At 69.1% G+C, this 25498-nt stretch carries 23 protein-coding genes and 1 other RNA gene; 8 read left to right on the plus strand and 16 right to left on the minus strand.

What is annotated here, in order from left to right; translation table 11 throughout:
• Window positions 1–78: 78 nt before the first annotated feature.
• The 5 genes from G7A98_RS07420 to G7A98_RS07440 form a co-directional block, all read right to left on the minus strand.
• Window positions 79–1440, minus strand: a complete 1362-nt coding sequence (locus G7A98_RS07420; protein WP_163648999.1) for an MBL fold metallo-hydrolase — start codon at window positions 1438–1440, stop codon at window positions 79–81.
• 98 nt (window positions 1441–1538) lie between these two features.
• On the minus strand, window positions 1539–3215 hold the full coding sequence (locus G7A98_RS07425; protein WP_163649000.1) for an AMP-binding protein: 1677 nt from the start codon (window positions 3213–3215) through the stop codon (window positions 1539–1541).
• 102 nt (window positions 3216–3317) lie between these two features.
• Window positions 3318–4145, minus strand: coding sequence for a class II glutamine amidotransferase (locus G7A98_RS07430; protein WP_163649001.1), 828 nt, complete (start codon window positions 4143–4145; stop codon window positions 3318–3320).
• Window positions 4138–5958, minus strand: coding sequence for a vWA domain-containing protein (locus G7A98_RS07435; RefSeq protein ID WP_163649002.1), 1821 nt, complete (start codon window positions 5956–5958; stop codon window positions 4138–4140). The genes G7A98_RS07430 and G7A98_RS07435 overlap by 8 nt, the downstream gene beginning before the upstream one ends.
• Before the next feature lie 9 nt (window positions 5959–5967).
• Window positions 5968–6399 (minus strand): hypothetical protein, encoded by a 432-nt coding sequence (locus tag G7A98_RS07440; RefSeq protein ID WP_163649003.1) that lies wholly within the window; start codon window positions 6397–6399, stop codon window positions 5968–5970.
• A 52-nt stretch (window positions 6400–6451) separates the two neighbouring features.
• On the opposite strand from G7A98_RS07440, the gene G7A98_RS07445 reads away from it, so the two are divergent.
• Window positions 6452–8539, plus strand: a complete 2088-nt coding sequence (locus tag G7A98_RS07445; protein WP_163649004.1) for a prolyl oligopeptidase family serine peptidase — start codon at window positions 6452–6454, stop codon at window positions 8537–8539.
• A 64-nt stretch (window positions 8540–8603) separates the two neighbouring features.
• Here G7A98_RS07445 and G7A98_RS07450 read toward each other — a convergent pair whose 3' ends face one another.
• The 8 genes from G7A98_RS07450 to ffs form a co-directional block, all read right to left on the minus strand.
• Complete coding sequence (locus tag G7A98_RS07450) at window positions 8604–9071, minus strand: YcgN family cysteine cluster protein (RefSeq protein WP_163649005.1); 468 nt, start codon at window positions 9069–9071, stop codon at window positions 8604–8606.
• On the minus strand, window positions 9071–9361 hold the full coding sequence (locus tag G7A98_RS07455) for a YcgL domain-containing protein (RefSeq protein WP_163649006.1): 291 nt from the start codon (window positions 9359–9361) through the stop codon (window positions 9071–9073). Before G7A98_RS07455 ends, G7A98_RS07450 begins: the two co-directional genes overlap by 1 nt.
• A gap of 5 nt (window positions 9362–9366) precedes the next feature.
• Entirely contained in the window at window positions 9367–10509 is a 1143-nt protein-coding gene (rnd, locus tag G7A98_RS07460; protein WP_163649007.1) for a ribonuclease D, read from the minus strand.
• Window positions 10510–10539: 30 nt separating this feature from the next.
• Window positions 10540–11145: a recombination mediator RecR gene (gene recR, locus G7A98_RS07465; RefSeq protein WP_163649008.1), complete on the minus strand. Its 606-nt coding sequence runs from the start codon at window positions 11143–11145 to the stop codon at window positions 10540–10542.
• Between the two features lie 112 nt (window positions 11146–11257).
• On the minus strand, window positions 11258–11584 hold the full coding sequence (locus G7A98_RS07470; protein ID WP_163649009.1) for a YbaB/EbfC family nucleoid-associated protein: 327 nt from the start codon (window positions 11582–11584) through the stop codon (window positions 11258–11260).
• A 48-nt stretch (window positions 11585–11632) separates the two neighbouring features.
• A complete protein-coding gene (gene dnaX, locus G7A98_RS07475) occupies window positions 11633–13489 on the minus strand; it encodes a DNA polymerase III subunit gamma/tau (RefSeq protein ID WP_163649010.1) in 1857 nt (618 codons plus the stop codon).
• Window positions 13490–13627: 138 nt separating this feature from the next.
• The gene (locus tag G7A98_RS07480; RefSeq protein ID WP_163649011.1) at window positions 13628–13894 is read right to left on the minus strand and encodes a hypothetical protein; all 267 of its coding nucleotides are present in this window, start codon (window positions 13892–13894) and stop codon (window positions 13628–13630) included.
• Between the two features lie 202 nt (window positions 13895–14096).
• An RNA gene (ffs, locus tag G7A98_RS07485) (signal recognition particle sRNA small type) lies at window positions 14097–14193 on the minus strand.
• Window positions 14194–14421: 228 nt separating this feature from the next.
• On the opposite strand from ffs, the gene G7A98_RS07490 reads away from it, so the two are divergent.
• Window positions 14422–15645 (plus strand): carboxylate--amine ligase, encoded by a 1224-nt coding sequence (locus G7A98_RS07490; protein ID WP_163649012.1) that lies wholly within the window; start codon window positions 14422–14424, stop codon window positions 15643–15645.
• Between the two features lie 32 nt (window positions 15646–15677).
• Window positions 15678–17702, plus strand: a complete 2025-nt coding sequence (locus G7A98_RS07495; protein WP_163649013.1) for a hypothetical protein — start codon at window positions 15678–15680, stop codon at window positions 17700–17702.
• Window positions 17703–17801: 99 nt separating this feature from the next.
• Here the strand turns inward: G7A98_RS07495 and G7A98_RS07500 are convergent, their stop codons facing one another.
• The 3 genes from G7A98_RS07500 to G7A98_RS07510 are packed head-to-tail and all read right to left on the minus strand — an operon-like array spanning window position 17802 to window position 20757.
• Window positions 17802–19316 carry a tripartite tricarboxylate transporter permease gene (locus G7A98_RS07500; protein ID WP_163649014.1) on the minus strand — a complete coding sequence of 505 codons (1515 nt, stop codon included), beginning with the start codon at window positions 19314–19316 and terminating at the stop codon, window positions 17802–17804.
• A complete protein-coding gene (locus G7A98_RS07505; RefSeq protein ID WP_205596241.1) occupies window positions 19316–19768 on the minus strand; it encodes a tripartite tricarboxylate transporter TctB family protein in 453 nt (150 codons plus the stop codon). The genes G7A98_RS07500 and G7A98_RS07505 overlap by 1 nt, the downstream gene beginning before the upstream one ends.
• Window positions 19769–19770: 2 nt before the next feature.
• A complete protein-coding gene (locus tag G7A98_RS07510; RefSeq protein WP_163649016.1) occupies window positions 19771–20757 on the minus strand; it encodes a tripartite tricarboxylate transporter substrate-binding protein in 987 nt (328 codons plus the stop codon).
• Window positions 20758–20965: 208 nt separating this feature from the next.
• On the opposite strand from G7A98_RS07510, the gene G7A98_RS07515 reads away from it, so the two are divergent.
• The 5 genes from G7A98_RS07515 to G7A98_RS07535 are packed head-to-tail and all read left to right on the plus strand — an operon-like array spanning window position 20966 to window position 25482.
• Window positions 20966–21592: a helix-turn-helix domain-containing protein gene (locus G7A98_RS07515; protein ID WP_163649017.1), complete on the plus strand. Its 627-nt coding sequence runs from the start codon at window positions 20966–20968 to the stop codon at window positions 21590–21592.
• A complete protein-coding gene (locus tag G7A98_RS07520) occupies window positions 21589–22251 on the plus strand; it encodes a response regulator transcription factor (protein WP_163649018.1) in 663 nt (220 codons plus the stop codon). The genes G7A98_RS07515 and G7A98_RS07520 overlap by 4 nt, the downstream gene beginning before the upstream one ends.
• Window positions 22248–23612: a sensor histidine kinase gene (locus G7A98_RS07525; RefSeq protein ID WP_163649019.1), complete on the plus strand. Its 1365-nt coding sequence runs from the start codon at window positions 22248–22250 to the stop codon at window positions 23610–23612. The genes G7A98_RS07520 and G7A98_RS07525 overlap by 4 nt, the downstream gene beginning before the upstream one ends.
• Entirely contained in the window at window positions 23609–24718 is a 1110-nt protein-coding gene (locus G7A98_RS07530; RefSeq protein ID WP_163649020.1) for an ABC transporter substrate-binding protein, read from the plus strand. Before G7A98_RS07525 ends, G7A98_RS07530 begins: the two co-directional genes overlap by 4 nt.
• Complete coding sequence (locus G7A98_RS07535; protein ID WP_163649021.1) at window positions 24715–25482, plus strand: TlyA family RNA methyltransferase; 768 nt, start codon at window positions 24715–24717, stop codon at window positions 25480–25482. Before G7A98_RS07530 ends, G7A98_RS07535 begins: the two co-directional genes overlap by 4 nt.
• Window positions 25483–25498 lie beyond the last annotated feature (16 nt).

A 25498-nucleotide genomic window follows, 5' to 3' on the forward strand; every position in this document is an offset into this window, starting at 1 on the left:
GGATCACGACGCGACTTGCCCCGAGAAACCTCGGGGCAAGCCAGTCATTATATCCCTCACGGTCGGGGATGTCCGGGGTCAATCGACAATCCGGCACCCCACCGCCTGGCAGGCCGCCATGGAGCCCAGGCAGTTTTCCACCCGTGTGAAGCCGTGACGCTTCAGCAGGGAGGCGGCGACCGCCGCCCGCTTGCCGCTGCCGCAGAAGGTCACGATCGGCTTGTCCCGCGGCAGCTCATCCAGCCGGTCGGGCAGATAACCGAGATAGACGTGCGTGGCATCGGGCAGGTGGCCGGCCTGGTACTCGTCGATCGCCCGCACGTCGAGCAGCACGAACTCATCACCCTGGGCGTAGCGCTGCTTGAGCGTCGCGGCCGAGACGGTGGGCACCACGCCGTAGTCGGCGCCACTCGCCTCCCAGGCCGTCATGCCCGGCGTCAGATAGGCCTCGACCCGGTCGTAGCCCAGCCGATACAGCTCGCGCAGCGCCTCCTCGACATCGGCGTCGTCATCCAGGACCAGCCCCAGCGGCGTCTCGTGGTCGACCAGCCAGCCGATGTAGCCCGGCGCAACCGCCGTGGGCATGGACAGGCTGCCGGGGATGTGCGCCCCGCAGAACGCCTCGGGCGTGCGCAGGTCGAGCACCGTCATGCCGTCGTCACGGCGCTCGGCGAAGGCGCCGGGCGGCAGGGCGCGCGGCCGCGGCAGCGCATCGGGCTCGACGCCCCGGTCGTTGAGCGTCTCCATGCGCCGGAAATACGGCGGCTGGTAATGGTGCTCCTGGCTCTTGGCGCGAATGAACGCCTCCCGCTCGAGCTGCAGCCGGGGATTGAAGCGTCGCTCGTAGCCCAGGGTGGAGAACTCGCGATCGGCCATGCCGCTGCCGCACACCGACCCCGCCCCATGCGCGGGATAGACCTGGACTCCATCGCCCAGCGGCAGCAGCTTGTCGAAGAGACTGTCGTAGAGCTTTTCCGCCATCTCCTCGCGACGATCCGGGTAGAAGTCGGTGCGACCCACATCGCCGATGAACAGCGTATCTCCCGTGAACACCGCGACCGGCGTGTCAGCGAAGTTCGTGTCGGCCAGGGCCAGGGAAATGCTGTCGAAGGTGTGACCCGGGGTCTCCAGCACCGTGAGCCGGGCCTTGCCGATAGCGAAGCACTCGCCGTCGGCGACCGGCCGGGCATGCTCCACCTGGCCGCCCCGGCCGTGGAAGACCTCGGCCCCGGTCACGGTGGCGAGGCTGCGCGAGCCCACCACGTAATCCTCGTTGCGGTGGGTCTCGAAGACATGGGTGATGTTGGCACCTTCCTGCCGGGCCACCCGAAGATAGACATCGATGTCCCGGCGGGGGTCGATCACCGCGGCCGCATTGCCGTCGATCACCATGTACGACAGATGGGCCACGCCTTCTGACTTGATCGTCTCGATACGCATCGGTCACTCCTTGACTCGTCGCCGGGGGCGGACATCACCCCCACCCTGTCGACACTGGTGGCATCGAGGCACGGTTTCAATACCGTCGCGAGCGGCCCTCAGGTAGGCGCCGCGCGCTCGTCGTCATCGCGCAGCCGGCGGCGCAGCACCTTGCCGACGTTGGTCTTGGGCAACTCGTCGCGAAACTCGATGAACCGGGGCACCTTGTAGGCGGTGAGCTCCCGCTTGCACCAGGTGCGCAGCGTCTCGGCATCGAGCGTTTCCCCGCGCGCGACCACGAACAGCTTGATCGCCTCGCCCGTGGCGTCGTCGGGGACGCCGACCGCCGCCACCTCGATCACCTCGGGATGGCCGGCGACCACATCCTCGATCTCGTTGGGATAGACGTTGAAACCGGAGACGATGATCATGTCCTTCTTGCGATCGACGATGCGGATATAGCCGTCCTCCTGCAACACGGCGATATCCCCGGTGCGCACCCAGCCCTGTGCATCCAGGGTACGCGCGGTGTCCTCCGGTCGATTCCAGTAGCCCTTCATCACCTGCGGCCCCTGCACGCACAGCTCGCCGGGCTCGCCGCGCGGCAGGCTGACGCCGTCGGGGTCGATCACCTTGACCGCGGTGCCCGGTACCGGCTTGCCGATCGTGCCCAGCTGGATGGCCGCCGGCGGGTTGAAGGAGACGATCGGCGAGGTCTCGGTCATGCCGTAGCCCTCGGCCACCGGGCAGCCGGTGACCGCCTCCCAGCGCTGGGCGACCGCCCGGGTCAGCGCCATGCCGCCGGAGATGGTCAGCTTGAGCTCGGAGAAGTCCAGGGCACGGAAATCCTCGCGCTGGCACAGCGCATTGAACAGCGTGTTGAGGCCGACGAAGCCGGTGAAGGGCTGCGACTTGAGCGTCCTGACGAAGCCGGCGATGTCCCGCGGGTTGGGAATCAGCACGCTGTGGTTGCCGGTCTCCATCATGAACAGGCAATTCACCGTGAAGGTGTAGATATGGTAGACGGGCAGCGGTGCGATGACCGTCTCGCACCCCTCGCCCAGCACATCGCTGATCACCGCGCGCGCCTGAAGCATGTTCGCCACCAGGTTGCCGTGGGTCAGCATGGTGCCCTTGGCGGTGCCGGTGGTGCCGCCGGTGTACTGCAGGGCGGCAATGTCGTCGCGCCGGCGCGCCACCGGCCGGTGCGACTGCCGCGCGCCGCGGCCCAGCACATCGCGCAACGTCAGGGCATCCGGCAGATGGTAGCGCGGTACCAGCTTCTTGACGTGCCGCACGGCCAGATTGATCAGCGGCCGCCGCGGAAAGCCGTGCAGGTCGCCCAGCTGGGTCACGACCACGTGGCGGATCTCGGTATCGGCGAGGATGGACTCGAGCTTGGCGGCCATGTTGGCGAGGATGACGATCCCCCGGGCACCGGAATCGGTGAACTGATGGCGCATCTCGCGCTCGGTATAGAGCGGGTTGGTGTTGACCACCACCAGCCCCGCTCGCAGCGCGCCGAACACCGCCACCGGAAACTGCAGCACGTTGGGCAGCTGGATGGCGATGCGGTCCCCCGGCGCCAGGTCCGTCTCGTGCTGGAGCCAGGCGGCGAAGTCGGCCGAGAGGCGATCGAGCTCGCGATAGCTCAGGGTTCGGCCCATGCAACTAAAGGCCGGCCGCTCGGCGAAGCGCGTCACCGAGGCAGCGAAGACATCATTGATCGACGCGTAGTCGTCCTCGCCTTCCAGGGGCGGGCCGGCAAGGACGAAGTCGTTGGCGTGCTGACTCATGGGCGGGTCTCCGCAGGTTCGCTCGACATCGGTCGATACGCTGTCTTGTTGTCGCGACCACCTTAGCGCAGGGTTGACACGCTGTAAAACGACCGATTGAAACTAGCGTTCCACCCCGCAATCTTCCGGGGCATTCGCCGTGGCCGGCCCGTCACTCGCATAACGGGCGACGATCTCGCCGTCACGCCACACCACCAGCTCCCCCGGCTGCATGCGCACCCAGTCCTCGTTGGCGGTAAGCGGCTCGGTGGCCATCACCGACACCACGTCGTGAGGCGTGGTGTGCTCGGCGAAGTCGACGGTCATCTCGGCATCACTGAGCTGGGCGCGGCCGAACGGCGCCCGGCGGGTGATATGCGCCAGCTTGGTCGAACAGTAGCCGAACAGGTAGCGGCCGTCCGAGAGCAGCAGGTTGAACACGCCCAGCGCCCGGAGCTGTTCGCACAAAGCGTGCAGGGTCGCCCAGAGCATCTCGGGATCGCCGGGCGGGTGCGGAAAGCGCCGGCGCAGTTCGCCGAGCAGCCAGCAGAAGGCATGTTCGCTGTCGGTGCCGCCCACCGGCTGATAGAACGCCAGCGGCAGGCCTTCCCAGCCCGCCAGCTGCCCGTTGTGGGCATAGCACCAGGGGCGCCCCCACATCTCGCGGGTGAAGGGGTGGGTGTTGGCCAGGTGCACGCCGCCGACGTTGGCCTGGCGGATGTGGCTGATCACCACCCGGGACTTGATCGGGTAGTCGCAGATCAGCCGCGCGATGGGCGAATCCACCGACGGGTGCGGGTCGCGAAAGTCGCGATACCCCCCTTCCTCGTAGAAGGCGATGCCCCAGCCGTCACGATGCGGTCCGGTGCCGCCGCCGCGCTGCAGGAACCCGGCGAAGCTGAAGCAGATGTCGGTGGGCACATTGGCACTCATGCCCAGCAGTTCACACATGGGGTTCCTCCCGCTTGGCCGGACGCCGCCGCGAGCGCCCGCGACGCCATCCATACACGCCCAGCACCAGAATCAGCAACACTACACCCCACACGCCCCAGGCCAGGGGGTCGTCGCGACGCTCGTGCAGATAGCGCCGCAGCCGGGGCGGCACCGCCTGCCACAGCCCCCGGGCCTCGTCGGGCAGCCCCGCCAGCCAGGCGCTGACCGCGCTCGTCGGCCCACCGGCCGCACCGGCAGTGTCCTCGTCGGCCGTGGCCGACTCCGACGCCAGGGCCTCGGCCTGCCCCGGCGGCCGGTCGAGGCTGACGCCATCGAGTCGGGTGGAGGCCCCGGGATTGAGACGGATCACCGGCAGGGTGACGTGGCGAGTGCGCCCGTCCAGGGTCATGTCCGCCGTCACCGTCAGCGGCACGGACACATCGGCGTCCAGCGCCGGCAAGTCGATGCGCCAGCTCGCCGCCCCGGTCTCGACCACCGGCAGGGAATCGCCCTGAAGCGCTGCCGACAGCTGCGTGTTGTCGACATTCAGCCGCGGGTGCTCGGCACGCAGCAGGACGCGCCTGTCACTCTCGGCAAGCCGCGCATGAATCGGCGGCAGGACATTGACCGCCTGACGGCGCTCGCGCACCAGGGTGTCGTTGCGGGCCACCACCACCAGCCGGGCGTTGCCGGTCACCTGCGGTGGCGGCAGTGCCCCGCGGTAATGATCGCCCTCGGCGGCCAGGGCCACCGACTGGCGCAGCGTGCCATCGATGTCGCGCAACTCGGCGCGCAGCGCCAGGGGCGACGCGAGCGCGGCCCCGTCCGGCGTGGTCACGCGGGCCTCGATGGGCGTCTCGAAGCCCTGATAGAGGGTCGCCGGCAGCGGCCCGGTCCGCAGCGCCAGCGGGGAGTCGACGCTCACCCGGCTGTCGGGGCCGACCGGCCCTTCGATGCGCCATTCGCCGGCATCCGGCGACGGCACATGAATGATGTCGAAACGCGGCTGATGCTGCCAACGGATCGTGTCGGGGTGCACCTCGACCGAGTAACGCTGCCCGTCCGGCGCGACCAGCGTCGGCGCCGGTGCCTCGGGGTCATGGAACAGCAGCGCCGAGAACCCCTCGACCGTGCTGTCGATCGGGAAGCGCCCCCGCGCCAGGGGCACCTGATCCCGCGGGAAGATGCGCTCGACGACGTCCATCAGGGCGCGCAGCAGCGCATCGGGATCCTCGGCCACCGCCGCCAGGCCACCGGTCCGGCGGGCCAGCGTCTCGAGCAGGTCGCGGTCGACGTGGGAGGAGAAGGCGATGGCGTCCACCACGACACCCTCGTCATGAAGCCTCGGGGCGAGCTCCTCGATCAGCCGCCGCCGCGAGGCGGCATCGCGCGCCGCCTTGTCCGCGCCGCCGGGAATGTCGACCATGCCGTCGGTCAGCAGGATCACGTGACGCGGCCCTGACGCCGGGGCGGCAGAGGCCGCCCGACGAATGGCCGCCTCGATGTCGGTATACTGCTGATCCGCGACCAGCGCCGGCTTCAGGGCCAGCGCCTGCTGGCGCCAGGCCTCATCGACCGCCGCCGGCGGCAGCGGGTTGTCGACCTCGCTGCCGAAGGTCCAGAGACCGCCCCGCGCCCCCGAGGGCAGCAGCCCCGCGAACAGCTCCAGGGCACTGCCGCTCAGCCGTTCGGGGTCGTTGTGCTTCATGCTGCCGGAGACATCGAAGACCAGCCGGACATCGGCCTTTCCGGGCGGCGGCGACGCGGGCTCGGCCTGTGCCGACGCGCTCAGCAGCGCCACCGCCAGCGATACCGCCATCAACCATTGCATGCGCCGTCCTCAGCCGACCACCGGCTCCTGGCGGGCCTGCGGCACGTCGCTGCTGCCGCCTCCCGGACGGTTGCCGTCGTCCTCGGGACGCCGCTGCCGACGCCGGAACCAGATCGCCAGCACGGCCCCGGCCGCGGCGCCCAGCGCACAGCCCAGCAGCACCAGCGGCAGGGCCTGGCCCAGCGCCGCCTGGTCCTTCTGCAGGAAGGCGATCCCCGCTACCACGACCGACGGCGCCATGCCATGATAGGTCGACGCCTTGTCCAGCAGAGGCAGCGTGAAGCTGCTGGGCATCCAGATCAGGCCGGCGACCAGACCGGTGATCGCGAACCGCGGCAGGCGTGGCAGCCAGCGTATCGACAGATAGCCGGCACCCAGCACCACCAGCGACAATGCCACGTAGCTCAGCCACAGCAACGGCATCGAGTCGGAAATCAGCATCGTCTCACCTTACGTCCTGAATACATTGTTTTCTCATGGTACACCGCGTCCAATGAAAGCACAGCCGCTCTCCTCTCACGCCGGGCCGTCACCGGCCGTCACCTACCGCCGCCCCGAGGATCCGCACTGGCACTGGCTCGAACAGCGCGACGACCCGACCGTGCGCGACTTTCTCGAGGCCGCCAACCGACAAAGCGACGCCTGGTTCGCCCCCCTCGAGCCGCTGGTCGAGACCCTCTACGAAGGCCACCTGGCACGGCGCGAACTGGCGGTGAGCGGCCTGCGCACGCCGCTGGAGCGCTACACCTACTGGAGCGAGACCGCCGCCGAGGCGGACTATCCGGTCTGGTGGCGCCACCCCAACGGCGACGCCGAGCACCCGGAGCGCCTGCTCGATCTCGAGGCCCGGGCCGGCGACCGGCATTTCCTGGAGCTCGGCGACCTGGCGATCTCGCCCGACGAGACCTGCCTGGCCTGGACCGAGGACACCCGCGGTGACGAGTATTTCGACCTCTTCGTGCGCGATCTGCCCGCGGGCGAGCCGCGTCGCGTGCTCGAAGGCATCGGCCCGGACCTGGTGTGGGCCGAGGACAACCGGACCCTGCTGTTCACGCGCTACGATGCCACCCAGCGCCCGGCCAGCGTCTGGCGGCTGGACCTCCGGGCGGGCGACGCCGAGCCGGTCTGCCTGTTCGAGGAGGCCGACGTGGAGTTCTGGGTGGGACTGGGCAAGACCCGCTCGAAGCGCTGGCTGGTGCTCGAGACCGCCTCCAAGGACACCGCCGAGTGCCACCTGATCCCCGCCGACGCCCCGGCGACCGCGCCGCGCTGCGTGCGCGCCCGGGAACCGGGGGTGGAATACGCTCTCGACCATCGCCCGGGCGGCTTCTACGTGCTGCACAACCGCCAGGCGCCGCATTTCCGCCTCGACGTGGCCGACGAGGCCGACCCCGGGCAGTGGCGCCCCCTGCTCGCCCATCGCGACCACCACACCCTGGAAGGCGTCGATGCCTTCGACTGGGGGCTGGTGATCACCGAGCGCGACCACGACGCGGCCCAGGTCCACCTGCGCATTCTCGCCCTCGACGGCCTCGCCACGCCCCGCGAGGATCACCGGCTGGCGTTGCCCGACACCCCCTGCAGCCTGGCGCTGGGCGACACCCCCGACTTCCGCGCCCGACGGCTGCGCGTGCGCGAGGAATCCTTCACGCTGCCGGTGCGCTGGGTCGAGCACGACCTCGACCACGGCACGCAGCGCCTGCTCAAGGCCCAGCCGGTGCACGGCGACCTGCAGCCCGGGCAGCTCCAGTGCCGGCGCCTCTGGGCCACCGGCCACGACGGCGAGCGCATCCCGGTATCGGTGGTGGCGCGCGCCGATCGCTGGGCCGAGGGCCCGATGCCCACCCTGCTCTATGGCTACGGCGCCTACGGTGAGGTGCTCGACCCGTGGTTCTCGATCGCTCGGCTGGAACTGCTGGCGCGGGGCGTGGCCTTCGCCGTGGCCCACGTGCGCGGCGGCGGGGATCGCGGCGAGCCCTGGTACCTGGCCGGCAAGCTCGAGCACAAGGCCAACAGCTTCCGCGACTTCCTCGCCGCCCGCGAGGCCCTGGTGGAGCACGGTGTCGCCGACGCCGAGCGCATTGCCGCCTATGGCGCCAGCGCCGGCGGCCTGCTGGTCGGCGCCAGCCTCAATCTCGACCCCGGGGCCTTCTGCGCGGCGGTGCTCGACGTGCCGTTCGTCGACGTGCTGCGGACCATGGAAAACCCCGACCTGCCGCTGACCACGGCGGAGTACGGCGAATGGGGCAACCCGGAGGAACCGGCGGCGCGCCGGCGCATCAAGGCCTACTCGCCGCTCGACAACCTCTCGGAGCAGGCCTATCCGGCCATCTTCCTGCAGGGCAGCTGGCACGATTCGCGGGTCCCCTACTGGGAACCCGCCAAGCTCTATGCCCGCCTGGGCGAGATGGCCGCCCGCCGCGATGCCGACGCGCGCCGCCCCCTGCTGCTGCGCACCGACATGACCTCGGGCCACGGCGGCGCCTCGGGACGCTTCAAGGCCTGGCACGACAATGCCCGACAGGACGCCTTCCTGCTCCGGGCGCTGGGGCTCGCCGAGACGGAGTCGACGACGGAGTGAGCCAGGGATGGAGCCACCTGCCCCGCACGCCGTGCGGGGCTCGGGCGAGGCGATGCGGACGCGGCTACTCGGGCCGGGGCGCGTCGTCCTCGGGGGAGAGGATGGCGATGATGCGGTCTTCCCACTCGGCTTCGGGCACCTCCGCCTCGGACACCGCATAACCGGTGACGCTGATCCCGGCGCGGCGCACGCTGTCCGGGTCGCCGGAGACCAGCGGGTGCCAGTCGGCCAGCCCGCGCCCCTCGTACAGACGCCGGTAGGCGCAGGACTCGGGCAGCCAGCGAAACGCGGCGATGCGCTCCAGGGTCAGCGGCACGCAGCCGGGCACGCGCTCGCTGCGGTGGGGATAGTCGCTGCAGCAGCCGTTCGGGATGTCGAGCAGCTGACAGGCCACATCGAGCGTCGCGATGTCGCCGCTCTCCTCGTCCTCGAGCTTGAGCAGGCAGCAGCGCGCACAGCCGTCGCACAGCGCCTCCCACTCCTCGCGATCGAGGGCCTCGAGCGGATAGCGCTCCCAGAAGCGTTCGCGCATCAGTAACGCGCCTCGGTCGGCGCCCGGTACAGATCGAGCAGGTACTCGTCCCGGGCCGGCGGCATCTGCAGGTAGAACCCCTGCTCGGCGATGGTCTCGATCACCCGCGCGGCATCCGCCCGGGCCAGCTTGCGCTTGCCGTCGAGCAGCAGCGTCATCACCGGCTGCGGCGTGCCGAAGCGCTCGAGCAGGGCCTCCGGCACCGGCTCCAGGCCACGCCGCTTGTCGATGTACAGATACATTTCGTCCCTGCGCGGGCTGCGCAGGATTTCACACAGGACTCGCTCCATGGCTCTCACTCTTCTACCGGCGTATCGATCGTTTCCAGCGCCTGTGCCAGCTCGGCTCCCAGCAGCTCGCCGCGCCAGCCACCGGGCAGCGCCAATGGCTCGCCGGCGAGATCGGCGGCCACCAGCGCCTCCAGGTCCCGGCGCCGAGCCAGTACCTCCGGCGCGATGCCCAGGGTCTCGGCCGTCTGCGCGACGACGCGCTTGAGCGCCTTGAAGCGTCGCTTGAACGGGCCGCCGAGCGGCGACGGCAGGGCCGCCGGCAGCGCCGACGTCTCGAGGCCAGCCGCGTCCTTCACCAGGGCCAGCAGCGTCTCGCCCTCGCGCTTGACCAGACTCGGCTTGACCCCTTCCACCGCCGCCAGCTCATAGCGGTTGGCGGGCATGGCCTCGGCGATGGCGAACAGGATCCTGTCGCTCGCCAGCCAGTTGCGCGGCAGGTCACGCCGCCGCGCCTCGGCCTCGCGCCAGGCGGTCAGGCGCTGGTAGGCGGCGATCGCGCGCGGCGCCAGCCGCCACAGCTGGCGATGCCGGCGATACCACTCGCCATCGCTTGCCGCGCTGCGCCCCGCCTGCTCGACAAGGCCGCGGCAGTCGGCTTCGAGCCAGGTCAGGCGCTCATGCGCGACCAGCACCTCGCGCTGGGCGGCCCAGACCCGCGGCAGGTAGATCACGTCCAGCGCCGCATAGCGACGCTGCGCCTCGGACAGCGGGCGCGCCAGCCAGTCGGAGCGCGTCTCGTCCTTGGGCAGGGCGTCGCCGGTCCACTGCTCGACCAGCCGCTGGTAGCCCATGGCCGGATCCTCGGAAAGCAGCGACTGGGCCACCTGGGTATCGATCAGCGGCTGGACGGTCACGCCGGCCCAGTGGCGAAGCACTTCCAGATCCTCGCTGCTGGCATGCATCAGCTTGAGCGGCCCGGTCTCGCCCAGCAGCTCCCGGACGGCGGGCGTCGCCGACACCGCCACGGGGTCGATCAGGTAGGCGACATCGCCCCGCGACAGCTGAATCAGCGCCGGCACGGGATGAAAGCTGGTCTCGCGGAAGAACTCGGTGTCCACGGCCACGCAGGCGGCATCCGCCAGCTGCGTGCAGACGGCATCGAGGGCATCGGGCGTGTCTATCCAGTGATGGATCGGTTCCAGGGGCATGTAGAGTCTCGGGTTGCAAAGACAGGGGGCTCACTCGCCGTTGAACGGCAGTCGCCCGTTGAAGGCGCGGCTCAGGGTTCCACCGTCGACGTACTCCAGCTCGCCACCCATGGGCACGCCATAGGCGAGACGTGACAGGGTCAGCCCTCGCTCGCGGATCTGCTCGGCGATGTAGTGCGCGGTCGCCTCACCTTCCACCGTGGGATTGGTGGCCAGGATGATTTCCGTGATCCCGCCCTCGTCGAGCCGCTGCTCGAGCTGGTCGAGACCGATGTCCTCGGGGCCGATGCCGTCGAGCGGCGAGAGATGGCCATGCAGCACGAAGTAGTGGCCGCGATAGCCCCCGGCGTCCTCGATGGCCAGCATGTCGGCCGGCGACTCCACCACGCACAGCAGCGCGGCATCGCGCCGCGTGCTGCGACACAGCTCGCAGACCGGTTCCTCGGTCAGCGTCCGGCAGCGGCGACAGTAGCCGACCTGTTCCAGCGCCTCGCCGAGCACCGCCACCAGCCGACGGCCGCCCTCGCGGTCACGCTCGAGCAGGTGCAGCGCCATGCGCTGGGCGGTGCGCGGCCCCACGCCGGGCAGTACCCGCAATGCCTCCAGCAGGCGATCGACCAGTGGCGAAAAGCTCATGACACTCCTTGGCTCGGGGCGCGCCGGCACGACACGACGGTAACGGGACGCCCGCGTCGGAGGGCGCCGGGAAGGCGCCGCCACCCCGCGGGCGACGGCCGGGAACCGCGGTTCAGAACGGCATCTTGAAGCCCGGCGGCAGGTTCAGCCCTTCGGTGGCTTCCTCCATCCGGGCGCGAGAGGTGCTTTCCACCTTGCGCACCGCGTCATTGACCGCGGCGGCCAGCAGGTCCTCGAGCATCTCCTTGTCTTCCTCGAGCAGGCTGGGGTCGATGTCCACCTTGCTGACATCGTGGCGGCCGTTCATGGTCACGCGGATCATCCCGGCACCGGCCTCCCCGGTGACTTCGGCGCGGGCGATCTCCTCCTGCACCTTCTGCATCTTTTCCTGCATTTCCTGGGCCTGCTTCATCAGGTTGCCCATTCCGCCATTGAACATAAGTCACCTCGATCGTGATGGCTTGCCGGCCGCAAGCCGGCAAGAAAGTCAGTCGGACGCCGCCTGGGGCGACACGCTCTGCTCGATCAGGCGCGCGCCGAAGGCCTGCTCGAGTTCCTGGATATGCGGGTCGTCGCGCAGGGCTTCAACCGCCTGGGCATGGCGCTGTCGTGTCTCGCGCTCGCTGCGCGCCTGGGGAGTCTCGAGCTCCGCCGGCAGTTCACCGGGCTCGATGACCACCCGGCGCTCGATGCCGGCCTCGGCCAGTGCCCGGCGGATACGCTCGATGTGGACATCGGCCAGCAGCATCGCGTGCCGGGCATCGAGGCGCAGCTGCAGTCGCTCGCCGTCATCCGCCTCGACCACGCAGTGCGCCGCCAGGTTGCGGGTCAACCCGGTCAGGGCCAGCGTCTCGAAGCGGTCCAGCCATCGCGCATGATTCAGTCGCCCCGCGGCCTCGTCCGGCACGTCGTCCGCTTCGAAAGCGGCTGCCGGGGTGACCGGCTCAGAAACGGACGGCGCCGCAGGTGACGGGGGAGCCTCGTTCGCCGCCACATCCGGTTCCGGTTCCGGTTCCAGGACAGCCTCGCTCCAGGGCGGCGGCGGTGCCTGCGGCGCCGCGGGAGCCTCGGCCGCCGAGGGCACTTCCTCGGCGGCGGCCTCGTCGGGAACGGCCTCCGGGACATCCGCCGCCGACGCCTCGGGCGGTGGCACCCCGTCGGCCGGGGCCGATGTCACCGCCTCGCCCCCGGTGGTTGCCGCCTCCTGCGGGGACGTGCCACCGCGCAGCGGCAGCGGCGTCTGCGGCGGCTTTGGCACGCCCTGGGGGCGGAAGGCCAGCATGCGCAGCAGGGTCATCTCCAGCGCCGTGCGCGGCTCCGGTGCACTGTCCATGTCGGCCCGCCCCTGCAGGCCGATCTGGTAGTAGAGCTGGACATCCTCGGCGGTGAAGCGCGCGGCAAGCGCCAGCAACTCGTCACGGTCACCATGACCGTTGTCGAGAGCCTCGGGGACCATCTGGGCGATCGCCAGGCGATGGAAGACGCCGGTCAGGTCATCCAGCACCCCGGCGAAGTCGGGCCCCTGCTCGGCCAGCGACGCCACCTCGCCGAGCACCCGGGCGGCATCCACCTCGGCCAGCGCCTCGGCCAGCGCCAGCAAATGGCGGTGGTCGAGGGTGCCGAGCATCGCCGCCACGTCGGCCCGACGCAGCTGGCCCTGGCCAAAGGCGATGGCCTGATCGGTCAGGCTCATGGCGTCACGCATCGAGCCTTCGGCGGCCTTGCCCAGCAGCCACAGGGCCGGCGTCTCGTAGCTCACCGATTCGGCCTGCAGCACGCGCTCGAGATGCTCGACGATGCGCTCGGGGGGCATGTTCTTGAGCGAAAACTGCAGGCAGCGCGACAGCACGGTCACCGGCAGCTTCTGCGGGTCGGTGGTCGCCAGCAGGAACTTGACGTGGGGCGGCGGCTCCTCGAGCGTCTTGAGCAGCGCATTGAAGCTGTGGGTCGAGAGCATGTGCACCTCGTCGATGAGGTACACCTTGTAGCGCCCCTGAGTGGGCGCGTACTGCACGTTGTCCAGCAGCTCGCGGGTGTCCTCGACCTTGGTGCGCGAGGCCGCGTCCACCTCGATCAGGTCGACGAAGCGGCCCTCGTCGATGTCGCGGCAGGTATTGCAGACGCCGCACGGCGACGAGGTCACCCCGCTCTCGCAGTTGAGGCACTTGGCGAGAATCCGCGCCAAAGTGGTCTTGCCGACGCCGCGCGTGCCGGTGAACAGGTAGGCGTGATGCAGACGCCCCTGATCGAGCGCATTGATCAGCGCCCGCTGAACGTGTTCCTGCCCGACCAGTTCATGGAAGGTGCGCGGCCGCCACTTGCGGGCCAGTACCTGATAGCTCATGCAGCGCGGAGGTCCTTGCGGCTGGAAACCGGGCCAGCCCAGGGCGACCCGTTGAGAATGCGTGACATGGCTTCATTCTAGCGATTCGCGACAGGGGCGGAAAGCCGCCCGACACGCCTGAGTGGCCCCGCCGGGGGGTCAGCCGCCCCGGCGCTGCCGGTCGAGCCAGCCGCCGCACTGGGTGCCGACCCCGGACCAGTCGTCACCGAGCCGGCACACGAACAGCACATCGTGATTGTCGATCAACTGCATCAGCGTGCGACGCAGCTCGGTGGCATCCTGCTCGGTACGGACCAGGCACTGGCCGTCCATGGCCCAGCAGTGATCGTGGGCTTCCAGATGGTCGTAGAACGCCCGGTACTCACTGGCCTGATAAAGGTCGTAGCTGATGGAAAATATGCCCATTAGGTCAACCTGCGTACAAAAATGGGAAATTTCATGACGCAATTTTTACGAAGCTTTGACAGCGTCGTGGGCACGATAGCATTCGAGGGGGCAGGGTCAATGCCTGGAAGCCGAGGCCTGGCGGTTCATTCGGCGTCTCGGAAATGATGCCCACAGGCGTGAACGCGGGCCGCCGAAAGACGAAGGGCACAACGGGAGGCGGCCCCGCCAGCCACATCCCGGCACACGCATCCACCACTACCGTTGCTCCCTTCCGGGCCTGGCGGAGTTCGCGGCTTCGCGTTGCGGGAGGACCGACAGGGCCACCACAATGGGATCGACGTTGATGCGCCGATGCATTCGAGGCTAACTTGTTGAAAGCGAAATTGTTTCGCCGCGCTTGCCTCGAGCGCCGCAGCACTATAACAGTGCCGCCCCGGCCCCGCAAGCCCGGAAACGGACATTCATGGGTGCCGGGGTATACGGCAAATTTCGTCTAGGCTGAGTAGAAGTCACGAACGCGACACACTGGTCAAGGAGAACGCATCATGAAAAAGAACCCCGACAAGGGCTACGTCGCCCTGCTCGGCTGGAGCCTCAACGCCGTCGAGGCTGCCGAGAACTTCGACCGGCGTTACGTGGTGGTCGCACCGGACTGGGCCGAGGATTACTGCAAGAAGCACGACATCCCCTATGTGCCCTGGAACTTCGAACGCCTCAACGACCGCTCCCTGGAGATCGCCGAGACACTCAAGGAGATGGGCGTCGACGTGGCGATCCCGCTGTTCGAGGAAACCGTGGAATGGGCCGGCGCCATCAACTCGGTACTGCTCGACAATCCGCGCCTCTACGGCCAGGCCCTGCTGCTGCGCGACAAGGCGTTGATGAAGCGGCGCGCTCAGCTCGGCGGCATCCGCGTGGGCATCTTCGAGGAAGCCCACGACAAGGAGGATGTCATTCGCTTTCTCAAGCGCGTCAACCAGACCCTGCTCAAGCTCGACGGGGACCCCAACGATCCGATCCACCTCAAGGCCTTCGACAAGGCCGGCTGCCTGGGCCACCGCGTGATCCGCACGCCGGACGAAGTCGACACGATTCCCGAGGAGGAGTTCCCGGTACTGATGGAGTCGCACCTGGATGGCTGGGAGTTCGCCGTCGAGGCCTGGATCCACAACGGCAAGATCGCCTTCCTCAACATTTCCGAGTACGTGACCCTGGGCTATTCGGTGTTCGTGCCGGCGACCCCGGAACTCGAGAAATACCGGCCACAGATCACCGCGCAGATCGAGAAGCTGATCAAGGCCTTCGATATCGATTTCGGCCTCATTCATCCCGAGTACTTCGTCACCAGCGATGGCGAGATGTACTTCGGCGAGGTGGCCTACCGCCCGCCCGGCTTCAAGGTCTTCGAGCTGCTCGAGCGCGCCTACGGCTTCAACGCCTATCAGGCAACCATCCTGGTCTTCGATCCCAAGACCACCGAGGACGAGGTCAAGGCCTTCTTCCCGAAGGAAGTGGTCGATGCCAAGGGCCATGCCGGCTGCTTCGGGGTCTACCCGCGCCGCCGCGTGGTGAGCCGCCTGGAGATCCCCGAGGAGACCGAGGATCACCCCTATTTCGAGTCCCATGAACTGACCGCGCCGCTGGAAGAAACCGTGACCAAGCGCACGGCCTTCGGCACCCACTGGGGGCTGGTCTATTTCTTCGGTGAGGATCCCCACACCATGCGCGATCTGCTCAAGCATCAGGAAGAGCTCGACTTCTATGTATAATCGCGGCACATCCTCGGGGACAAGGAGCCCGTGTGACGACTCATAATGGTGACCGGACCACCGACGCCGGCAGGCTGGACGGCCTGCTGGCCAAGCTGGACGAGGCGACCGCGATACTCGCCGATGCACGGGACTTCGCCAAGCCGGGCAAGGCCAGACGGGTCTACGACACGGCACGGCGCGTGATGCTGCTCGACGGTGGCTGCGCGGCCATCGAGGCGCGGGCGCAGGCGCTTGAAGAGGCGGGGGCCTTCAACGGTTCCGACTGGGCCCACCCGCAGATCCTGATCCCCTCGCTGACGCCGCATTCGCTCAAGAGCGGCGACCCCGACACCGTGGTGCTCGAGGCACTCAGCGAACTCCGGCTGCTGGCGGTCGCGCGCAGCGCCTACGAGCATCCGCTGATCTCCGCCGAGCAGGCGCACCACTACCTGACCCAGGTCCTGGCGATCAACCTCGAGCTGCTGTTCACGGCGCCCAGCGAGGCGGAACGCGAGACCCAGGGGCGGCTGGCGCTGATGACCCGGCAGCTGTTCAGCCACCTGGCCGAGAGCATCGGCTACGAGCACGTCATCGACCAGCTGATCGACGAGATCTGGCGCATCCTCCAGCAGCGTCCCATCCAGGTCGATCCCGTCAAGCGGATGGTGACCCAGATCGCCATCTGCCGGGCCAACCCCGAGATCGATCTCGGCGCCAGCGGTCAGGGCGCCGATCGCCTGGTCAGCAGCCTGTTCGGCCCCACTCAGGCCTGCCGCGAGGACCCGGGACTCGCGGTCTATGGCGAACGCCTCCAGTCGATGGACGCCGGCGCCCTGCAGTACGAGGCCACCGGTTTCGCCCGGGCGATGCACGACACGGGCCTGGTGTCGGCCTACCACCCGGTACTGCTGCGTCACCTGCTCGATCACGGCGATCACCTGCTCGCCGAGGCCCTGGGGCTGTCATCGACCGGCCGCGACTGCCTGCTGTGCTACCGACAGCTGGTTCAGGCGCTGATCGAGGAAGGCGTGCATCCCGACACCCCGCAGGCGGTCTACGGCCTCGCCCTGACGCTGGAACGCGGCATCCTCTACCAGCCACCGGTGGCCCCGGCGCTGTGGCGCCAGATCGGCCTGCCGCTGACAGCGTGGTCGCAGGAGCGGCTGCGCCTCGCCTACGCCGACGCGGCCACGCCCCGGGCACGCCTGATCGAGGGGGTGCTGTGCATGCTGGGGCTGCCGCTGGGCGTCGGCCAGGGCAACAACCCCACCTGCCAGTCGGCGCGCGCGCTGTCGATGTGGGCCTACAACGACCCCGACTACCTGCTGCAGATGGTCGCCTGGGCGGCCCGCGACGACGAGATCATCATGCACTTCGAGGGCCAGCCGATCTCGTCGATGGCAAGCCTTTCCGGCGTGGCCACCACTCTGCCCATGGACCTCGATCCGGTGTCGCTGCTGGTGGTACCGCATCTCGACCGCATCTACGCCGAGATGGGCCGGCGCTGCATCGGCCGCGAGGGCGATCCGCACCGCTGGGTCAACCCGGAATTCCACGGCTGGTGGGCTGGCCGCGGCTTTCGCATCAACGTCGATGTCGAGACCGGTCAGCTCGAGGCGCTCGAGGACTTCCTGCGCCACTTCTACGCCAGCTACCACCCCTACTACAACGGCAACCAGCCGCTGATCCACCCGCAACCGGCGGGCATCGCGGTGACCGACAGCGCGGCGCGCTTCATCGGCTGGCATGCCATCACCCTGCTGCGCGTCAACCTCGACCCGCAGGACGTGATGCGCGCCTACTTCTTCAACCCCAACAACGACAGCGGCCAGGACTGGGGCGACGGCATCAAGGTCAGTACCGCCGGCAACGGCGAGCGCTTCGGCGAGGCCTCGCTGCCCTTCGAGCAGTTCGCCTCGCGCCTCTACATCTTCCACTACGACCCGCTGGAGCGCGGCGAGCTGGCCGACATCACCCAGGAGGAACTCGACCGCGTGATCGGCCATATCCATCGCAGCTGGGGCGCCGACCGGCTTCCCGCCAGCGGGCTCCAGGCGCACGCCGGCTCCTCCTGACCCCACCCTGCCCTCCACGGGCTTTCGCACGAGCGCCACAACGCAAGATCCCCACCGGCATGGCCGGCGGGGATCTCTTGACCCGGTCTGGCCGGGCGCTCAGTCCGGCTGCGCGCCCGCCTTCATCCGGCGCCGCAGGATCGGCCCGACGATCACCGGCAGCACCAGCCCGGCGATGGCGATCGCCCACAGGGTGATCGACAGCGGGCTGCTCCAAAGGACCATCCAGTCGCCGTCGGAAATCTGCATCGCGTGGCGCAGGTTCTTCTCCATCTCCGGACCCAGCAGCATGCCCAGGATCACCGGTACCAGCGGGATCTCCAGCTTGCGCAGGAAATAGCCGGCCACGCCGAACGCCACCATGAAGTACAAATCCACGGGCGAGTGGCTGATCGAGTAGATGCCCACGAAGGCGACCATGGTCACCATCGGCAGCAGGTACATCGGCGGCACCGAGAGCAGCTTGACGAACACCCCGACCAGCGGAATGTTGAGCACCAGCAGCAGGAAGTTGCCGATCAGCAGTGCCGCGATCACCCCCCACACCACGTCGGCGTTCTGGGTGAACATCAGCGGCCCGGGGGTGATGTTGAAGGAGATCAGCATCGCCAGCAGCACCGCGGTGGTGCCACTGCCCGGCACGCCCAGCGTCAGCATGGGCACCAGGGCCCCGCTCGAGGCGCCGTTGTTGCCGGCCTCCGGGGCGGCCACACCGCGCGAGTCGCCCTCGCCGAAACGGTTCTTGCTGCCCAGGATCTTCTTCTCCAGCGTATAGCTGATGAAGCTGCCCAGCGAGGCGCCGGCCCCCGGCAGGACCCCGGAGATGAAGCCGATCACGCCGCCGCGAAAGGCAGTCGGCAGGATCTCGCGAATGTCCTTCCACTTCAGCGAGAGCTTGTTGACCCGGATCATCTCGCGGCCGGCCCCGGCCTTCTCCTCGATGAACACCAGCAGTTCGGAGACCGCGAACAGGCCGACGATGGCGATGATGAAGTCGACCCCCTCGTAGAGCTCCAGGGTCCCGAAGGTGAAACGCTGCACACCGGTCGACAGGTCGATGCCCACGGTGGCGATCATCAGCCCCAGCGCCGCGGCGAGAATGGTCTTGACCGGGTTCTTGCCGGTGATGCCGCCCAGGGTGGCGAAGGCCAGCACGAACAACGCGAAGTATTCGGCCGCACCGAAGGTCAGCGCGAACCTGGCCAGCAACGGCGCCAGCAGGATAAGACCCACGGTGGCGATCAGGCTGCCCATGAACGAGGCCACCGCGGAGATCGCCAGCGCCTCGGCCGCCTTGCCCTGACGGGCCATCGGATAGCCGTCAAGACAGGTCATCATCGCCGGTTCGTCACCGGGGATGTTGAGCAGAATCGACGAGATGCGCCCACCGTACATCGCCCCGGCGTAGACCGCAGTGAGCATGATCAGCGCGGTTTCCGGGCGCAGCCCCAGGGTGAACGCCAGCGGGATCAGGATCGCCACGCCATTGGCCGGACCCAGCCCGGGCAGCGCGCCGATCAGGGTTCCCAGAAAGGCCCCCATCAGCGCGAACATCAGATTGTGCGGCGCCAGCGCGACGCCGAAGCCGTCGATCAGGTAATTGAGGGTATCCATCAGTGTCCCTCCATGAAGGCCAGCACACCCCAGGGCAGCGGCAGCTCAAGCAGGTAATTGAACAGCGCGAAGACCACGATGCCGCCGATCAGGCCACTCAGGTAGGCGCGCAGCGGCGGCGCCCCCATGCGCCAGCACAGGGTGCCGATCGCCAGCATGGTGGCGACGATGAAGCCCACCGGCTCGAGAATCAGGGTGTAGGCGATCAGCACCGCCACCGCGATCAGCATCTCCAGGGCCGTGCGCCCCTTCGGCCAGGGATTGCCGGGGTCGGGCCGCACGATCAGGTAGAGACTGCAGGCCGCCAGCACCACGGCGAGAATCGTCGGGAAGGTCCTGGGCCCGACGGCCTCGCCGCCGCCGAACGGCTCGGAAAACTGCTGGGCGCCCCAGCCGTACGCGACGGCCAGGGCGAGCATCAGCAGACCGAAGACACGGTCGTTGAGACGCAACATTACTTGATCAGCCCGATTTCTTTGGACAGTGCCTGGATGTCATCGATCTGGGTCTTGACGTACTGCTCGAACTGGCCCTGCCCCGGGTGGAACGGCATCAGGCCGTTCTTCTTCATGACGTCCTTCCACTCGTCGCTCTTGTAGAGCGTGTCGACGGCGTCGACCCAGTACTGCCTGGCGTCGTCGGAAATCTTGCCCGGCATGTAGAAGCCGCGCCAGTTGGCGCCGATGGCGTCGATGCCCTGTTCCTTGGCGGTGGGAATGTCCGAGAACTTGCCCGGCAGACGCTGGTCGGCCAGCACCGCGAGGATGCGCAGATCACCGGATTCCATGAAGCCCTGGGCCTCGGAGATGTCACCGGTGAAGGCATCGACATGGCCACCCACCACCTGGGTCATCGCCTCGCCGCCGTTGTTGTACGACAGGTAGGGAATCTTCGGCAGGTTGTCGACGCCGGCCTTGTTGGCGGCGATCAGCACCTTGAGATGATCCCAGCCGCCATTGGCGCTGCCACCGGCGAACTTGACCGCCTTGGGATTCTTCTTCAGCGCGTCCATCAGCGCCGGAAGATCCTTGTACTTGGAGTCCTTGGCCACGGCGATGACGCCGTAGTCGGCCCCCACGGCGCCGATCCAGTTGACGTCGTCGGCACTCATGCCCGGGAACTGCCCCTGGGCGAGACGCGTGGTGGTGGCGGTGGACGCCGCGACCAGCAGCTGGTCATCGTCGGAGCGCTTGCTGACGGTATGCGCGTAGGCCACGCCGCCCCCGGCACCCGCCATGTTGATGGTCTGCACGCTGCCCGGGACCAGATCGAGATCCTCGAGCACCTTGCCCACGCTGCGACAGGTGAAGTCCCAGCCGCCGCCCGGGTCGGCCGGCGCGATGCAGTCCACCTTGCCGGAGGGCTGGAAGGCCATGGCCAGGCCGGCGCTGAGCGTCAGCGATGCCGCGGCGAGAAACTTGAGAGGCGTTCTCATCGACATTGTTATCGTCCCCTATGAACGGTGTATTGGATTCAGCCTGAACGGCTTGCAGAAACCTGACGCCTGCCTTACAATTCTGTAAGGAAGAATATCGTTCTACAGAATGGAAAGCTAGGGTTCCTGAGCGCGGGCGTCAACGCCTGCGCCCAAGGTTGCGACCAAAGTTGAATGCGACCGCAACGCCGGTCATGGAGATAAAGGGCCCGTCATGGCACAGGATCGCGTCGAGGCCGTGGAACGCGCGCTGACGATCCTCGAGGTTTTCGATAACGCTCAGGAACGCTTCTCGCTCGCCGAGCTGGCCACGGCCACCGGGTTCTACAAGAGCACGCTGCTGCGTCTGCTGGGCTCCCTGGAACGTTTCGACTATGTCCAGCGCGACCGCGACGGGCGCTACCGGCTGGGGCACTCCCCCGTGCGCCTGGCCCGGCGCCACCTGCCGCAGCGCCGCCTGGAGGCCTGGATTCGCCCCGCCCTGGAGGCACTGGCGGAGGACAGCGGCGAGACGGCGTCGCTGCTGGCCGTGGAAGGCCGCCACGCCGAGTGCCGGCTGGTGGCCCTGGCCGACAGCGCCCTGCGCCATGACCTGCGTCCCGGCACACGCTGGCGCACGCCCGAGCCCGACTCGCCGGCGCTGGCCTTCGCCGGAGGCTGCATGATCTGCCGCCCGCTGGCCGAGTCGCCCACCGTGGATCTGCCCCTGTGGCTGGCGCTTTCCGGCCCGGCGGGCCGCCTGGATGCCGCCGACGCCGCGAGTCGACTCGACGCCGCCGTCAATGCCCTGGCGCGCCGGCCGCTGGACGGCCCGACTCACGACCCGGAGGCCACGCCATGAAACTGCTGCTGGTGGAGGACGACACCCTGCTGGCGGAAACGCTGCAGGATGCCCTGGGGCTGGCCGGCTACTCCGTCGGCTGCCTCGCCGACGGCAACGAGGCCCGCGAGCGGCTCGCCGGCCGGCACGACTTCGCGCTGATCCTGCTCGATCTCAACCTGCCCGGCTGCAGCGGGCTCGAGGTGCTGGCCACATTGCGTGGCCACGATGCCGACACGCCGGTGCTGATCCTCACCGCCCGGGGCGCCATCGAGGACCGGGTACGCGGCCTGGACCTGGGCGCCGACGACTACCTGGCCAAGCCGTTCGCCCTGGACGAGCTAGAGGCCCGCGTGCGAGCCCTGCTGCGCCGCCGCCACCCCTCCGGCGCCCATCTTCAGGTCGGTCCGCTGGCGTTCGACGGCCTGGCCCAGCGCTTCACCCTCGACGATGAACCGCTCAACCTGCCGCCACGCGAACAGCGCCTGCTGGGCTGCCTGATGCGCCACGCCGGCGAGCCGGTCGACAAGGCCCAGCTCGCCGGGGAGGCCTTTGCCGGCGAAAGCCTCGGCGACAACGCCATCGAGGTCTACGTCCACCGCCTGCGGCGCCGCCTGGCCGACAGCGGCGTCGAGCTGCGCACGGTGCGGGGCCTGGGCTACCTGCTGGCCACCCCGTGAGCGCCACCCACAGCCTCTACCGGCGCCTGGCCACCTGGCTGCTGCTGCCGCTGCTGGGGCTGGGCGCGCTGATGCTCGTTCAGGCCTACCTGAGCGCCCGCGACGCCGCCGACCGGGCCTTCGATCGGCTGCTCGAGGCCTCGTCGCTGGCCATCGCCGAACAGGTCAAGTGGCAGGACGACCAGCTCTGGCTCGACCTGCCGCCGGCGGCGCTGGCCATGCTCGCCACCGACGCCCAGGAACGGGTCTTCTACGCCCTCTACGACGACCGCGACAACTTCATCACCGGTAACGCCCGGCTGCCCGGGCTGACGACAGCGGACGACACGGCGTTGCACTACGGCGATATCCGCTGGCACGGCATGGCCCTGCGTCTCGGCGTGCGCGCCTCCCGTCTGGAGGGCTGGAGCCAGCGCGAGCGCTTCGAGGTACGCGTCGCGCATACCCGCGAGGGGCGCGACCGGCTCGCCCTGTCGCTGTTCGCCGGCAGCCTGGGCCGGATCGCGATCATGGCCCTGCTCGCGGTGGCCGTGGTACTGCTGGCGGTCCGCGCCGCCCTGGCTCCGCTGACCCGCCTGCGCCGGGCGATTCGCGGGCGCGATCCGCGCACCCTGGCACCGCTGGCGCTGGAGCTGCCCCGCGAGCTGGCCGAACTGCGCGAGACCCTCAACGACCTGCTGGCCCGCATGCGCCGCGTGCGCGCCAATCAGGAGCGCTTCATCGGCGACGCCTCGCACCAGCTGCGCACCCCGCTGGCCGGGCTGTCGGCGCGCGCCGAGCTGGCCCTGCGCCAGCCCGACCCCGCCAGCTGGCGTTCGGCCCTGGAGACCATCCAGGCCTCCAGTGCCCGCACCGCCCGGCTGGCGGTCCAGCTGTTGTCGTTGACCCGGCTCAACAACCCCGAAGCCACGCCGGTGGCCTCGATGCTGGATCTGGTCGCCGTGGCACGCAACGCCACCCGGGATGCCTTCGCCGCCTGCCACCGCGCCGGCATTGCGCTCGAGCTCGACGCGCCCGATGACGCCATCCCCCTGACCGGCATCGACTGGCAGCTGGAAGAAGCCCTCAACAACCTGATCGACAATGCCCGCCGCTACGGCGCGCGCCACATCACCGTGCGCGTGCAGGCCGACCCGCCCCGTCTTCAGGTCGAGGATGACGGCCCCGGCATCCCCGCCGAGAAGCGTCTGCTGATGCTGCGCCCTTTCCATCGGGGCGCCGAAACCGGCGAGGGCTCCGGGCTCGGGCTGGCCATCGTCGACAGCATCGCCCGTGGGCACGGCGCCCGCCTGACCCTCGATGAGGGCCGACACGGGCCGGGTCTGTGCGTGTCCATGACGTTTCAGGGAGATCGCGCATGAGCCTCGTCACCGCTCTGCTGGCCACCGTGCTGCTGGTGCTCTCGCCGATCGAGGTCGCTCTCGCCCAGTCGCGGCTCGATTACCCCGCGCGGGCCGGCGGTCCCGGCGAGACGCTGGTCATCAACGGCGCGCTGGATACCCCGCTGATCGCCCCGCTGCTCGAGAACTTTCATCATCGCAATCCGGATCTCGCCCTGCGCTACAACAACCTGACCACCCTGGCGATCTACCGCGACTTTCTCGACGATGACGCCACGCCACGCCCCGATGTGGTGCTGTCCTCGGCGATGCCCTGGCAGTACCGTCTGGCCAACGACGGCCACGCCCAGCCACTGGCCAGCGAGGCGGCACGACGCTGGCCGGCCTGGGCCCGCTGGCGCCATGAGCTGTTCGCCTTCACCTTCGAGCCGGTGGTGATCGTCTATCGCCGCGAACTCGCCGAGCGCTTCGGCGCCGTGACCAGTCACGCCGACCTGGTGGACCTGTTGACCGGGCATCGCCGGGCGCTGCGCGGGCGCGTGGTCACCTACGACCCGGCCACCAGCGGTGCCGGTTATACCTATGCCATCGAGGAAGCGCGGCTGTCGCCGCGCTACTGGGAACTGGTGAACGCGCTGGGCGGCGTCGACACCGTGCTCGCCGGCACCACGCGCGAGATGCTGGAGGGACTGGCCGACGGACGCTACCTGATCGGCTACAACCTGCTGGGCAGTTACGCCCGGGACTTCGTTCGCGAGCATCCCGAGCTGGAGATCGCCGTCCCGGACGACTACGCCCTGGTCACCCAGCGACTCGCCTTCATCCCCCGGGACGCGCCCCACCCGATGGCGGCGCGTCGCTTTCTCGACTACCTGCTCGGCGAGGCCGGCCAGCGCACCATCAGCGAGCTGACCACCCTGGGCGCCATTCACCCCGCGCTGGACGGCCCCGGCACCGCCAACGCGCTGCGCCAGCGGCTCGGCGATGCCCTGCGGCCGATCCGCCTCGGTCCCGGCCTGCTGGCGACCCTCGACCGCCTCAAGCGCGAGGCCCTGCTGACGCGCTGGACACGCGAGTTCCAGCGCGGCACGATCGCCGCCGACACCCGAGACGAGACTCCGCCATGATGCGACTCGACCTGTTGCTGGTCGCCCGGGGCCTGGCGCGTTCGCGCACCCGGGCCCAGCGCCTGATCCGCCACGGCCGCGTCAGTACCGCCGATGCCCCCGGGCGGGCGCTGACCCGGCCCGGCGAAAAGTGGCCCGAGGACACCGCCTTCACGATCACCGACGATCCCGAGGAGCGCTACGTGTCCCGGGCAGGCCTCAAGCTGGAGGCCCTGCTCGACACGTTGTCGCTGGACCTGGGCGACTGCCTGGTGCTGGATGTGGGCCAGTCCACCGGCGGCTTCACCGACTGCGCACTGCGCCGCGGCGCGCGCCACGTGATCGGCGTCGAGGTGGGTCACGAGCAGCTCGATGCCGCCCTGCGCGAGGATCCGCGCGTCACCTGCCTCGAGGGGCTCAACGCCCGGGCCATGAGCGGCGACCCGCGCCTGCTGGAGGCGCTCGCGGCCCATGATTCGCGCTGCCCGCGGGTGGCGGTGATGGATGTCTCCTTCATCTCGCAGACGCGGATCCTGCCCGAGCTCGCCCGCGTGCTGCCGTCGGGCGCGCATCTGCTGTCGCTGGTCAAGCCGCAGTTCGAGGTCGGACCCGGCCGGGTCGATGCCCGCGGCATCGTCACCGACCCCGCGCTGCATGCCGAGGTCGAGGCCGGGATTCGCGCCTGTGCCGCCGAGCACGGCTTTCGCGTCGACACCTGGCGGGAGAGCCCGATCCGCGGCGGCGACGGCAACCGCGAGTTCCTGCTCCACGCCCGGCGCGCCTGAACGGCGCCGGGTGCTC

It is taken from the genome of Modicisalibacter sp. 'Wilcox' (genome assembly GCF_010993675.1).
Classification (GTDB): domain Bacteria; phylum Pseudomonadota; class Gammaproteobacteria; order Pseudomonadales; family Halomonadaceae; genus Modicisalibacter; species Modicisalibacter tunisiensis.

Excerpts from the sequence above, each read along its gene's own strand:
- G7A98_RS07445 (WP_163649004.1), top strand. The coding sequence starts at position 6,452 with ATGAAAGCACAGCCGCTCTCCTCTCACGCCGGGCCGTCACCGGCCGTC.
- G7A98_RS07440 (WP_163649003.1), bottom strand. The coding sequence starts at position 6,399 with ATGCTGATTTCCGACTCGATGCCGTTGCTGTGGCTGAGCTACGTGGCA.
- G7A98_RS07470 (WP_163649009.1), bottom strand. The coding sequence starts at position 11,584 with ATGTTCAATGGCGGAATGGGCAACCTGATGAAGCAGGCCCAGGAAATG.
- G7A98_RS07430 (WP_163649001.1), bottom strand. The coding sequence starts at position 4,145 with ATGTGTGAACTGCTGGGCATGAGTGCCAATGTGCCCACCGACATCTGC.
- G7A98_RS07455 (WP_163649006.1), bottom strand. The coding sequence starts at position 9,361 with ATGGAGCGAGTCCTGTGTGAAATCCTGCGCAGCCCGCGCAGGGACGAA.
- G7A98_RS07450 (WP_163649005.1), bottom strand. The coding sequence starts at position 9,071 with ATGCGCGAACGCTTCTGGGAGCGCTATCCGCTCGAGGCCCTCGATCGC.
- G7A98_RS07435 (WP_163649002.1), bottom strand. The coding sequence starts at position 5,958 with ATGCAATGGTTGATGGCGGTATCGCTGGCGGTGGCGCTGCTGAGCGCG.
- G7A98_RS07420 (WP_163648999.1), bottom strand. The coding sequence starts at position 1,440 with ATGCGTATCGAGACGATCAAGTCAGAAGGCGTGGCCCATCTGTCGTAC.
- G7A98_RS07490 (WP_163649012.1), top strand. The coding sequence starts at position 14,422 with ATGAAAAAGAACCCCGACAAGGGCTACGTCGCCCTGCTCGGCTGGAGC.
- G7A98_RS07425 (WP_163649000.1), bottom strand. The coding sequence starts at position 3,215 with ATGAGTCAGCACGCCAACGACTTCGTCCTTGCCGGCCCGCCCCTGGAA.
- G7A98_RS07530 (WP_163649020.1), top strand. The coding sequence starts at position 23,609 with ATGAGCCTCGTCACCGCTCTGCTGGCCACCGTGCTGCTGGTGCTCTCG.
- G7A98_RS07510 (WP_163649016.1), bottom strand. The coding sequence starts at position 20,757 with ATGTCGATGAGAACGCCTCTCAAGTTTCTCGCCGCGGCATCGCTGACG.
- G7A98_RS07500 (WP_163649014.1), bottom strand. The coding sequence starts at position 19,316 with ATGGATACCCTCAATTACCTGATCGACGGCTTCGGCGTCGCGCTGGCG.
- G7A98_RS07515 (WP_163649017.1), top strand. The coding sequence starts at position 20,966 with ATGGCACAGGATCGCGTCGAGGCCGTGGAACGCGCGCTGACGATCCTC.
- dnaX (WP_163649010.1), bottom strand. The coding sequence starts at position 13,489 with ATGAGCTATCAGGTACTGGCCCGCAAGTGGCGGCCGCGCACCTTCCAT.
- recR (WP_163649008.1), bottom strand. The coding sequence starts at position 11,145 with ATGAGCTTTTCGCCACTGGTCGATCGCCTGCTGGAGGCATTGCGGGTA.
- G7A98_RS07535 (WP_163649021.1), top strand. The coding sequence starts at position 24,715 with ATGATGCGACTCGACCTGTTGCTGGTCGCCCGGGGCCTGGCGCGTTCG.
- G7A98_RS07520 (WP_163649018.1), top strand. The coding sequence starts at position 21,589 with ATGAAACTGCTGCTGGTGGAGGACGACACCCTGCTGGCGGAAACGCTG.
- rnd (WP_163649007.1), bottom strand. The coding sequence starts at position 10,509 with ATGCCCCTGGAACCGATCCATCACTGGATAGACACGCCCGATGCCCTC.
- G7A98_RS07480 (WP_163649011.1), bottom strand. The coding sequence starts at position 13,894 with ATGGGCATATTTTCCATCAGCTACGACCTTTATCAGGCCAGTGAGTAC.